Annotated in this window: 10 protein-coding genes; 9 read left to right on the plus strand and 1 reads right to left on the minus strand. The window is 45.0% G+C overall.

What is annotated here, in order from left to right:
* The first annotated feature begins 156 nt into the window (after positions 1–156).
* The 7 genes from HWQ38_RS39165 (at position 157) to HWQ38_RS39195 (ending at position 9,028) form a co-directional block, all read left to right on the plus strand.
* Positions 157–450, plus strand: coding sequence for a type II toxin-antitoxin system Phd/YefM family antitoxin (locus HWQ38_RS39165; RefSeq protein ID WP_292805623.1), 294 nt, complete (start codon positions 157–159; stop codon positions 448–450).
* Entirely contained in the window at positions 437–718 is a 282-nt protein-coding gene (locus HWQ38_RS39170; protein WP_292805626.1) for a type II toxin-antitoxin system RelE/ParE family toxin, read from the plus strand. The genes HWQ38_RS39165 and HWQ38_RS39170 overlap by 14 nt, the downstream gene beginning before the upstream one ends.
* Positions 719–778: 60 nt before the next feature.
* The gene (gene xseA / locus HWQ38_RS39175) at positions 779–2,041 is read left to right on the plus strand and encodes an exodeoxyribonuclease VII large subunit (RefSeq protein ID WP_292805629.1); all 1,263 of its coding nucleotides are present in this window, start codon (positions 779–781) and stop codon (positions 2,039–2,041) included.
* The gene (gene xseB / locus HWQ38_RS39180) at positions 2,041–2,268 is read left to right on the plus strand and encodes an exodeoxyribonuclease VII small subunit (RefSeq protein ID WP_292805632.1); all 228 of its coding nucleotides are present in this window, start codon (positions 2,041–2,043) and stop codon (positions 2,266–2,268) included. The genes xseA and xseB overlap by 1 nt, the downstream gene beginning before the upstream one ends.
* Before the next feature lie 291 nt (positions 2,269–2,559).
* Positions 2,560–4,818 carry an ATP-binding protein gene (locus HWQ38_RS39185; protein WP_292805635.1) on the plus strand — a complete coding sequence of 753 codons (2,259 nt, stop codon included), beginning with the start codon at positions 2,560–2,562 and terminating at the stop codon, positions 4,816–4,818.
* Positions 4,815–5,294, plus strand: coding sequence for a response regulator (locus tag HWQ38_RS39190; protein WP_292805638.1), 480 nt, complete (start codon positions 4,815–4,817; stop codon positions 5,292–5,294). Before HWQ38_RS39185 ends, HWQ38_RS39190 begins: the two co-directional genes overlap by 4 nt.
* Positions 5,291–9,028, plus strand: coding sequence for a PAS domain-containing protein (locus HWQ38_RS39195; protein ID WP_292805641.1), 3,738 nt, complete (start codon positions 5,291–5,293; stop codon positions 9,026–9,028). Before HWQ38_RS39190 ends, HWQ38_RS39195 begins: the two co-directional genes overlap by 4 nt.
* 21 nt (positions 9,029–9,049) lie before the next feature.
* On the opposite strand, the gene HWQ38_RS39200 is transcribed toward HWQ38_RS39195, so the two are convergent.
* Positions 9,050–9,754, minus strand: a complete 705-nt coding sequence (locus HWQ38_RS39200) for a Uma2 family endonuclease (RefSeq protein WP_292805643.1) — start codon at positions 9,752–9,754, stop codon at positions 9,050–9,052.
* Positions 9,755–10,485: 731 nt separating this feature from the next.
* Between HWQ38_RS39200 and HWQ38_RS39205 the strand changes: the two genes are divergently transcribed.
* Together HWQ38_RS39205 and ruvA are read left to right on the plus strand one after the other, a co-directional pair.
* Positions 10,486–11,247 carry a sucrose-phosphate phosphatase gene (locus HWQ38_RS39205; RefSeq protein ID WP_292805645.1) on the plus strand — a complete coding sequence of 254 codons (762 nt, stop codon included), beginning with the start codon at positions 10,486–10,488 and terminating at the stop codon, positions 11,245–11,247.
* Complete coding sequence (gene ruvA / locus HWQ38_RS39210; RefSeq protein WP_292805647.1) at positions 11,244–11,876, plus strand: Holliday junction branch migration protein RuvA; 633 nt, start codon at positions 11,244–11,246, stop codon at positions 11,874–11,876. The genes HWQ38_RS39205 and ruvA overlap by 4 nt, the downstream gene beginning before the upstream one ends.
* The last annotated feature ends 176 nt before the right edge of the window (positions 11,877–12,052 follow it).

A 12,052-nucleotide genomic window follows, 5' to 3' on the forward strand; every position in this document is an offset into this window, starting at 1 on the left:
TAGTACTAGAGTACTATTTGTTAGCGATCGCATTGTGCCAGTTGCGTAAGTCCTGAACAGTAACAACACCGTGCATACGCTTTTTAACAATGCAGCGCCTACGTTCTGTTTGTCAGGAGTAAAGAGAGAAGATTTCTCTGCTAAAATATAGTCAAAATGTCTAAAATAGTCAAAATTGCTATGCAGACCTACACTCTGACTGATGCTCGTAACAAACACGGTGAGGTTTTTGATAAGGCTGCTACTGAGCCAGTCCTACTAACTAAGCAATCACGGCCTAGTCATGTGATTATTTCAGCCGAGAGCTACCAAAAATTAATTAATCGGCTGGAAGAATTAGAGGATATGGTTTTTGGTCAAGCAGCTGAAGTTGCTCTGAGTCAGTCCAAAATGATTGGTGCGGAGGCTTTTACATCTGCATTGGAGCATTTAGTTAATGGCGAAGCTTGATGGTCTAGCAACTGTTCTTGATTTTCTAAACGGTTTGCAGCCTAAAATAGCAGCACAGATTGCAAAAAAGGTTTTGGCTTTGAATGTTGAGCCTTTACCCGCTGATAGTGAGCAGCTATCTGGTTATCAGGGTTTATATCGAGTTGATAGTGGTGAATATCGAATTGTTTACAGGTATTTTCCTGATCAAGATTTAGTAGAAGTGATTTTAGTCGGTAAGCGCAATGATGATGATGTCTACAAAAGATTAAAGCGTTTACTAGCATAAACTTCTGTTTTCATTAAAATGCTAAAATCGCTCCAGCACAAATGCTTTCAGGCATCTTTGATGACTTTCGACCTTCCCGACTCTCTGATTCTCGATAGTGCGCTTTCAGTATCTGGATTAACTGACTATATCCGCTTGCTGTTAGAGCAAGATGAACAATTGCGGCAAGTTTGGGTAACTGGCGAAGTTTCCAGCGCTAACCATCATCGCAGTGGGTTATTTTTCACGCTGCAAGATACCGATCGCACCGCCGGAATTAAGTGTGTAGTATGGAATAGCCAATTGCCAAAACTCGCCCAGATACCCGTTCCCGGTGAGCAGATAATCATTTTGGGCAGTATTCGCGTGTATCCACAACGGGGAGAGTATCAGTTATCAGTTTGGCAGACTCTACCGGCTGGTGTTGGTTTACAGGCGCTACGGTATCAACAACTAAAAAATCGCTTGCTGGCTGAGGGATTGTTCGACGCGCAAAGAAAGCGATCGCTCCCAACTCACCCCCAAACGATCGCTGTCGTCACTTCACCAACTGCGGCTGCTTGGGGTGATATTCAAAAAACTCTCAAGCAAAGGTATCCAGGTTTACACGTTTTATTTTCTCCAGCTACAGTACAAGGTGAGCAAGCGCCGGAATCTATCGTCAAAGCAATTGAGCGGGTGGAAAGAGATGGACGCGCCGAAGTGCTAATTTTATCGCGGGGTGGTGGTGCAGTTGAGGAGTTGGCTTGCTTTAATGATGAACGAGTGGTGCGATCGCTTGCTAGTTGTTCTATTCCGATAATTACTGGTATTGGTCATCAAAGGGATGAATTTTTGGCAGATTTAGTTGCAGATGCTTGTGTGCATACACCGACTGCGGCGGCGGAAATGGTTGTGCCAGCACTTTCTGAGTTGTATACTGAGCATCGGGAGCGAGTTTTGGCTTTACGTGAAGCGGTGCATGACTCTTGGGAAACTGCTGAAAATAAGCTGCAAGTATTGCGGAATCGTTTGCGACGTTTGCGGTTAGATCGACAAGTGCAATTAGAGGTGGAAAAGTTGGCTTGGAAGCGTCAGCAATTGGTGCAAATTACCACGGGGCGATCGCAGCAAGCAACACAGCATCTAGAATTATTGCGGCAAAAGTTGGCAACTCTTGACCCGAAAGCAGTATTAGGGCGTGGTTATGCGGTGGTTAGGCGGGAAGATGGAGCGATCGCGCGATCGGCGGCGGAGTTAGAAATAGGACAAGATTTGTTCATTCAATTGGGGCAGGGTGGGGTTAAAGTAAAGGTTATGGAAATAAATGAACCGCTCCAGGCGCAGAGGACACAGAGAGGTTGATGGTTAAACGTAAGGGTGCTTCTAATTCTGAGGAAGGTTGGAATTATGAGGCGAAGGTTTCTGAAATAGAGGAAATTATCGCTCGCATTGAGGCGGGTGAGTTGGAATTGTCAGATGTGTTTGAGCAATTTGCAACTGCTGTTGAGTATGTGCGTCAGTGCGAAAGTTTTTTGCAACAGCGACAGCAACAGGTAGATTTGTTGATTGAAACATTAAACCAAGAGTAGAAGCTAGAGCCTGAGATAAAGGCTCTAGCAGTCGAATTTCAACCCGGAGATTACCAAATTATTGAAAAAATCAGGGACTTGTTTCTGCGCGTTTGATTCAGGATTGCTATAGTTAAAGTATCTATTTAAAACCTGTATATTTTATAGAGAGTTTTATTAGTCAGTTAAATATAATTAAAAAGCTAAATAGCTAAAAAGAAATAATTTGACTTAGTAAATCTCTGTTTTCCCTACATATTCAACATTTCTGATTTATATCAAAGTTCTAATGAGGAGTTTGAGAAACTGAGAATGACTGACCAGACAATTGATTTGACAAACTGCGATCGCGAACCGATCCACATTCCCAGTCTGATTCAGCCTCACGGGGTTTTACTCGTTTTGCAATATCCTACTTTGGAAATCGTTCAGGTGAGCAGCAATACCCAGAAAGTTGTTGGTCGTCAACCTGAGGAATTGCTGGGCAAGTCGCTATCAAATTTACTGGATGCCAAGCAGATTAAGCTGATTCAACAATGTCTAGCAAAGGATTTTGAGAGTATTAATCCCCTGAATCTGTCTATCAAGCATTTGAATAAATCAATTTATTTTGATGGCATTGTACATCGTTTAGATAATATCATTATTATTGAATTGGAACAGAAAAAAGCGAAGGGCAAAACAGACTTTTTTGACTTCTATCAACAGGTAAGAGGAACCATTACCCGCGTTCAAAAAGCCCCCACGCTGCTGGAAATGTGCCAGATCGTGGTTCAAGAAGTGCGGACAATTACTGGCTTTGATCGCGTCATGGTCTATCGATTTGATCAGGAAGGGGCAGGTAGAGTCATTGCTGAAGACACCAATCAAGAAACCCCTTATTTAGACTTACACTATCCGCCTTCGGACATTCCCAAGCAAGCCCGACAGCTATACACCCTCAACTGGCTACGGCTGATCCCAAATGCTAATTATCAACCTGTTGGTTTAATTCCAGCAGACAATCCCTTGACAAATCAACCGCTCGACATGAGTTTATCGGTGTTGCGGAGTGTTTCGCCGATTCATCTAGAGTATCTGCAAAATATGGGCGTGACCGCCTCTATGTCTATTTCTCTGATACAGGATCAAAAGCTTTGGGGCTTGATTGCCTGTCATCATTCGTCGCCCAAATATCTTTCTTACAATATCCGCACTGTGTGCGAGTTTATTGGACAGGTGATGTCTGTGGAACTGGCAAACAAAGAAGCGAGTGAAGATATTGATTATAAAAGGCAATTGAAGTCATTACAAACTGAATTTGTCGAAGCCTTGTCTCAGGCTGAGTATTTCCTGGATGGGATGGTGCAACTGAAATCTCAATTACTGAATCTGGTGAATGCCACCGGAGCAGCAATATGCAGTGGTGACCAGTGCATTCGAGTGGGTAAAACGCCATCAGAGGAAGAGGTTAACGCCTTACTTGATTGGATTAAACCTCACGTTTATCATAACTTGTTTGAGACGCGATCGCTCTTGTTAGATTACCCTGTCGCCGAGTCATATAAAGCGATCGCTAGTGGCGTGTTAGCCCTGGAAATATCTAAAGTTCACCACAATTACATTCTCTGGTTTCGTCCAGAGGTGATCCAAACCGTGAATTGGGGCGGCGACCCCAACAAACCTGTGGAAGTCTTATCAGATGGCAGTTTCCGAATGTCTCCTCGCAAATCCTTTCAATTGTGGCAAGAAACGGTGCAAGGGTCTGCCCTGCCCTGGAAACCCTGCGAAGTTGAAGCGGTTACTGAACTGCGAAGTTTGGTTGTCGGCGTTGTGTTGCGACAGGCAGACAAATTAGCAGCGATGAATTATGAATTACAACGGAGTAACGAAGAACTCGATTCCTTTGCCTACGTCGCCTCCCATGATTTGAAAGAACCGCTCCGGGGCATTCACAACTACGCTAACTTCTTAATGGAAGACTATGCAGAAGTCTTGGATGATGATGGGGTTGCGAAACTCCAAACCCTGGTAAAGCTGACGCAGCGCATGGAAGACTTGATTAATTCACTCCTGCATTTCTCCCGGTTAGGACGCGCCGAACTAATCCGACAACTAGTGAATCTGGATGAATTAGTGCCGCAGATCATCACCACTTTGACCATTGCCCGACCGCAGAGCGAAGTTGAGTTTCGCATTCCTCGATCGCTTAACAGCATTATGTGCGATCGCGCTCAGATCACTGAACTCTTCAGCAACCTGATCAGCAACGCCATTAAGTACAATGATAAACCTCAGAAGTGGGTTGAAATTGGTTTGCTCGAAGAAAATGAGCAAAGAAAAGTTGCTCCCACTTCCCTGACTTTCTACGTTCGTGATAACGGCATTGGCATCCCCCAACAGCATCTCGACAAAATCTTTCAAATCTTCCGCCGCTTACATGGACGGGATGAGTTTGGCGGTGGAACTGGAGTCGGGTTAACCATTGCCCGCAAAATTGTCGAACGTCACGGTGGTAGAATTTGGGTAGAATCTGTGCCCACTCAAGGCAGTACGTTTTATTTCACCCTGTCAACGGAGGCTAACGCATGACTAGCATTTCAGCTTCTGCTGTCAGGAAAACGCCATTACTTTTAATTGTGGAAGACAGCAACGAAGACTTTGAGGCACTGCAAAGGTTTCTCCGACGATCTCAGATTGCGATCCCCATTCAGAGGTGTGTGAATGGGGAACAAGCATTGGCGTTTCTTTACCACACTGGCAACTATGTTGAGCGCGAAAGTAACCCCCGTCCCGGCATGATTTTGCTTGATCTGAATCTGCCTGGAACCGATGGACGGGAAGTATTGCACCGAATTAAACAGGATGATAATCTAAAAACAATTCCAATTGTGGTGTTTACTACCTCTAACAATCCCAAAGATATCAAAGACTGCTATCAATATGGTGTCAACAGCTACATCGTCAAGCCGATCAATTTTAATCAACTAAAACGAGATATTCAAATACTGGTAGATTATTGGTTTGAAGTGACGATACTCCCCGATTTTTCCCAAGATTACTTATGAGCCAGAGATCACGTATCGTCTTAATTGTCGATGATTCCCCAGAAGATCGAGAACTCTATCGGCAATGTTTGCTGCGCGATCGCGAATATTCTTATACGCTTTTGGAAGCAACTTTGGGAGGGCAAGGACTACAATTTTGGCAGCAACACCAGCCAGACATTATTTTACTTGATTATCGACTGCCCGACCTAGACGGACTGGAATTTCTCGCTCAATTGCAACCCCTAATCCAACAGTCGTCCCTACCTGTGATCGTGATCACCGGGCAGGGGAATGAAGCGATCGCAGTTCAGGCAATGAAAGCCGGCGCACAAGATTATATTGTCAAAGAGCAAATTACCCCAGAAGGGTTGCGACTGGCAGTAAATGGAGCAATTGAAGCAGTGCAGCTACGTATCCAACTGCAACAGCGCATCGAACGAGAGCGGTTAGTCTCACATATTACCCAGCAAATTCACCAATCGCTGAATCTGGATGAAATTCTTCAGACAACCGTAACCCAGGTACGGCAGTTTCTCCAGACCGATCGCGTTTTGGTTTTTCGGTTAATGCCTGATGGGGATGGCACAGTCATCGCAGAATCAGTTGGGGAAGAGTGGCGATCGCTGCTCTTTTCTAATATGTATGATCCTTGCCTCGCTGAGAGCTACGTCCGATCTAATCGACCGAAAACTATCAGCTACGATCCCGCCTTTGTCGAGAATTATATCGAACGCTATCGTCAGGGTTACGTAACCGCGATATTTGATATTCAGGATAGCAGTATTGACCCATGCCACGTTGAATTGTTGGCTCAGTTTCAAGTCAAAGCTAATCTGGTTGTGCCAATTATCCAAGATCACCAGTTTTGGGGATTGCTAATTGCTCATCATTGTGCATCCCCTCGATTTTGGCAGCCCTTAGAGATTGACTTGCTCAAAGAACTAGCAATTCAGGTAAGTATTGCCTTGCGACAGGCGGAACTCTATCAGCAAGCACAGAATGAACTGGCTGATCGCAGACGGATAGAAGCAAAACTCCGCCAGAGTGAAGAACGGCTGCGATTGGCACTGTCATCCTCTCGGATGGGAACGTGGAACTGGAACATCCAGACAGGGGTAATTTCCTGGTCGGATAACCTAGAAGCTTTATTTGGACTGGAACCAGGAGAGTTTGACGGCTCATTTGAGATGTTTGTAGCTCGGCTGCACCCTGACGATCGCGATCGCGTTTTAGCAGCCGTAAATCATGCGATCGCCACCGGAGAAGATTATGACATCGAATTCCGGGTAGTATATCCTAACGGCAACATTCGCTGGGCACTGAGCCAGGGCAAGGTATTTTACGACCAACACAAGCAACCGATTCAGATGGCTGGTATTGATCTAGACATCACCGAACGCAAACGGTCAGCGAAAGCTCTGCGGGATAGTGAAGAACGCTTCCGCCAGCTTGCAGAAAATATTGATGCGGTGTTCTGGATTAGAGAAGTGTGCGAAAACCGAGTCAGCTATGTTAGCCCTGCCTACAAACGCCTCTGGGGATTAGACCCGCAGGAATTGTATAAAAACCAACAAAGCTGGGTTAATCGGATTCATCCAGAAGATCGGGAATCGACAGACAGAGCGTTTCAGGAAAAAGCCGCCGCAGGTGAATTTGATCAAGAATACCGGATTGTTTTCCCCGATGGTGGTATTCGCTGGGTTCACGATCGCTGCTTTCCACTTCGAGATCAAACAGGAGAGATTTATCGGTTTGCAGGTATTGCCGAAGACATCAGCGATCGCAAACAAACCGAAAAAGCTTTGCGCGAAAACGAACAACTATTGCGGCTAGCCCTGGCCGGCGCTCATGCTGGCTCATGGGACTGGGAAATTCCCACAAACAAAATTGTTTGGTCGTCAGAAAACTTTGACCTGTATGGACTTGATCCAGCAAATAGTTTACCTGAGTATGAAGAATGGTACAACACCTTGCACCCAGACGATCGCCAATGGGTTAATGCTGAAGTATATCGTGTGGTTGAGGAAAGGCTGCCAGAATTTCGGGCTGAATTTCGGATTATTCACCCCCAATTAGGCATTCGCTGGCTGCTCGGTGTGGGTCGCCTCACTTTAAATAAGCAGGGTGAGCCAATTCGGTTGAGCGGCATCAACTTGGATATCACCGATCGCAAACAGGCAGAATCAGCGCTGCGGCAAAGCGAAGAGTTTAAACGCCGGATCTTGGAAAGCAGTAGCGATTGCATCAAACTACTAGATTTTGATGGGCGACTCTTGTACATGAACATGGGTGGAATGTGTTTGCTAGAAATGGATGATATTGCGCCCTACCTGAACGTAGAATGGACTAGTTTTTGGCAAAACGGTGATCGCCCAACAGCAGAAGCAGCGATCGCCACAGCCAGAGCCGGGGAACTGATTCGATTTCAGGGCTTTTGTCCAACCGCCAAAGGAACGCCCAAATGGTGGGATGTCGCAGTTACACCCATTCTCGACACCGCAAGGAATGTCTTACAAATCTTGGCAATCTCGCGCGATATCACTGAGCGCAAGCAAGGAGAGCAAGAACGCGATCGCCTGTTAGAACAGGAGCAATTAGCCAGAGCCGAAGCCGAACGCGCCAACCGAATTAAAGATGAGTTTTTTGCCATCCTCTCCCACGAATTGCGATCGCCGCTCAACCCGATTCTCGGCTGGACAAGACTGCTGCGAACCCGCAAGTTTGATCAAATCAAAACAGCCGAAGCTTTAGCTACCATCGAACGCAACGTTAAACTGCAAACTCAACTAATTGATGACTTGCTAGATATAGCCAAGATTCTGCGCGGTAAACTCAGCATGGATGCGGCTCCGGTGAATCTGACATTTGTGATTGAATCTGCGATCGACACGGTAAAGACAGCAGCCCTTTCCAAATCAATTCTGTTACATCCAGTACTGCCGAATATTGGGCAAGTCTCAGGAGATTCCACCCGCCTTCAACAGATCGTTTGGAACTTACTTTCCAACGCCATCAAGTTTACTGACAACGGCGGACGGGTAGAAATCCGACTACAGCGAGTCGATCAGCAAGCACATATTATTGTGAGTGACACCGGCAAAGGGATTAACCCTGACTTTCTCCCAGATATTTTTGAATCATTTCGCCAAGAAGATGTCTCAATTACTCGCAAGTATGGGGGGTTAGGATTGGGGTTAGCGATCGTCCGTCAATTAGTTGAGGCTCACGGCGGCACGATCGCGGCTGAGAGTCCTGGTGAAGGGTTGGGAGCCACCTTTACAGTCCGGTTGCCACTGCTGAATATTGAACCGGAAATCAAGCCGATAGATAAGTTTCCACAACAAGCACTCAATCTCACCGGAATTCGAGTCCTCGCAGTCGATGATGACCTTGATGCCCGTGAGCTATTAACAGTATTACTTGTTGAATATGGAGCCGAAGTTTTGACCGTTGCCTCTGCCGCAGAAGTGTTGGTCAACCTGGAGTCCTTCCAACCCGATGTATTAGTTAGTGATATTGGGATGCCCGAAGTTGATGGTTATACCTTAATCCAACAGATCAGAACATTACCTCCCGAAAAAGGGGGACAGATTCTGGCGATCGCTTTGACTGCATACGCAAGAGAAGATGATCACCAACGAGCGATCGCCAGTGGCTATCAACGGCACGTTACCAAGCCCCTTGATCCAGAAGAGTTAGTTGAAGCTGTGGTGGTACTCGCACACAGTAAACTAAACCATGCCATTCCCTAAAATGATTCGGTTTAACCCTTTTTAAATACTTAACTGCTGAATAAACATCTGATGTTCCACTGAACTTAGGCCTTTCTGCAACACTGCCAACACCTGTTGCATATTTCCCGCAACTAATGCTGATACATCAAGCCACAATCCCGGAAACACTTGACTTTGAATTATGCCTGACGCATTTGGTATCAATGCTACGTATTCACCATTTTGCAAGCTGAACCAACTAACTGTGCTATCAAAAACCTGCCAAACAATATATTCCTGAATACCATTGCGGCGATAGGCACGTTTTTTATCATACAAATCTTTCCTGGCACTGCTGGCGGCAACTTCTGCTACTAATTCGGGCGCACCTTCCACGTATCCATCAGTACCCAGATGAGACAATCCGCCACACGCTGCATCAATTAACAAAATGGCATCAGGTTGGGGTTCATTATCTAAATCTAGCCGCACAGTTGGATTATCGCCCAGTCTGACACCGGGCGTAGCTACTTTATAAATTCCCAGCCAAATCATTAAATTACCATGCGGTTCGGCATCTGGTTCAAAGCGCAAAGGTGATGCCACGTAAACGACTCCCTCAATCAATTCGGCTTTCTTGACATTGGGCATGGCATTGTAGCGACGCTCAAACTCTGGACGAGTGAGGCGATCGCCACTCTCAAGAGGCAGAATGTAGGAGGGAGAATCGCTTGGAGTCGGATGTTGTGGAGAGGTATTGACCACGACCGCAGGTGCTATGAAATGGTTAAATTGATTGTATCGTAGTGCATTAAGCAAAAGAGAAGTAGCACCGCTACGTCTCTACATTGTTTTTCGGTGCTACGTCTCTGTAGATATCGCTCAAATTAAAACATTAGTTGTCAAAGTTTGAACGTTTGTAGCTAATGCTCTGTCATTGATAAGTAATGCTTAAGCATTTGCAAGAAATGTATAAGTAGTTGCCACGTATGCTTAATACTTTCCAACAAACGCTCTTCCATATATAAGAAACGCTTAAGCATTTGCAAGGAATGTATAAGCAGTTGCCCCAAATGCTTAATACTTTCCAACAAACGCTCTTCCATGTATAAGAAATGTTTAAGCATTTGCTGCAATCATTGTAATGAACTTATAAATCTATTTATTACTTAAAATTTAACAGCAAAGGCAGTTTTTCCAGCATGAATATTGCTCTGTTTTGTTAAACCTGACATCTTGCACCATTCTCAATTAGCACCATCGCCCGCCCAGAACTCAAGTTCTGGGCTGATAGCTCAACTCCACGCTTAGTGGACTCAAACTTTTGCTCAGTCTTCTTTAGAAGACTTTAGCTATTAGCCTCAGAATGAATTCTGAGGCGGTTTTTGGAACTGATGCAAGATGTCAGTTAAACCAGACTACATCTATGTTTTCTTTAGATTAAGTGCAAAAAAGACATAAACTTTTTGATGTAAAGCGAAGCATAAGAGGTGTTTATGACTAAATTTCTTTTTGTAACCGATCTAGATGACACCCTTGTATATCGCACCGTGGGAGATGACAGCGCTTTACCAGAACTAAATCAACTGCTGAACAGACATCGCCAAGAATACGGTACTAAAATTGTTTATTCTACCGGGCGATCGCCTCTACTTTACAAAGAACTCCAAGCTCAAAAAAATCTTTTGCAACCGGATGCTCTTGTTCTTTCTGTGGGTACAGAAATCTACCTAGATGGTAGTGATACTCCAGACTCAGGTTGGTCAGAAATCCTCTCTCCGGGATGGGAACGCGAAACTGTATTATCTATTACTAAAAAATACCGAGAGCTAGTTCTGCAACCAGATTCAGAACAGCGTCCCTTCAAAGTGAGTTTTTTCCTAGAACAAGATTCATCTGCAAATGTTCTACCACAACTTGAAGTGGAGTTGCAGAAATATAAATTAAATGTAAAGTTAATCTACAGTAGTGGGATTGACCTTGACATTGTGCCCCATAGCAGCGATAAAGGTCAGGCAATGCAGTTTTTACGCAAAAAGTGGAAATTTGCAGCAGAACAAACAGTTGTCTGTGGTGATTCAGGTAATGATATTGCTTTATTTGCTGTAGGCAACGAACGGGGAATCATTGTGGGGAATGCCCGAAAAGAGTTACTCCAATGGCACAATGAGTATCCCTCTGACTACCACTACCTGGCTTCATGTTTTTGTGCAGGTGGAATTATCGAAGGATTAAAATATTTTGGTCTCTTAGAATGATTAGTTATCTAAAAGGTATAGTCGCTGGTATCCAAACAATTGGCGCTAATCGCGTCATCCTGACTCTGGAAGTGAATGGCTTGGGGTATGATTTGCAAGTTCCTCAACGGCTAGCAAACCATTTACCAGAGTCGGGAGGAGTGGCGCAAATTTTTACGCATTTCCAAATTCGGGAAGAAGTGCCGTTACTATATGGCTTTGCTTCGCCATCCGAACGCGATTTATTTCGCCAATTGCTGACTGTTAGCGGTATTGGTGCAGCCTTAGCGATCGCACTATTGGACACTCTGGAACTACCAGATTTAGTCCAAGCAATTATCGCTGGCAATACACAAATCTTAATTCAGGCTCCCGGTGTCGGTAAGAAAATCGCCGAACGCATCTGTTTGGAACTGAAAAGCAAATTAGTCGAGTGGCGCAAATCAGCCGGGTTCTTCGTCGCCACAGGTGGCCCAGCACCGGGAATCCTTGAAGAAGTGCAAATGACTCTCTTCGCTTTGGGATATACTGCCCATGAGGTCAGTCACGCCCTGCATGTGGTGAGTGAAGACATTGGACTACCCAAAGACGCTTATGTGGAAGATTGGATTAAACAAGCGATCGCTCATCTCAGCAGCGAACAAGTTTAATAGTCATTAGTCATTTGTTATTCTCCTCAGCCTCCCCACTTCCCACCTTTCAAGGGCTTGTAATTACCAACATCTTTATAAATTTTCCGCTTCATTGCCATATAGCCTTGGAATTTATTCCAAGGCTAATAGGGAAAGTCCTCTCAAGAGGACTAAATACAAGATTTTTTTCAGCG

Source organism: Nostoc sp. NMS7, assembly GCF_017115085.1.
GTDB lineage: Bacteria > Cyanobacteriota > Cyanobacteriia > Cyanobacteriales > Nostocaceae > Nostoc.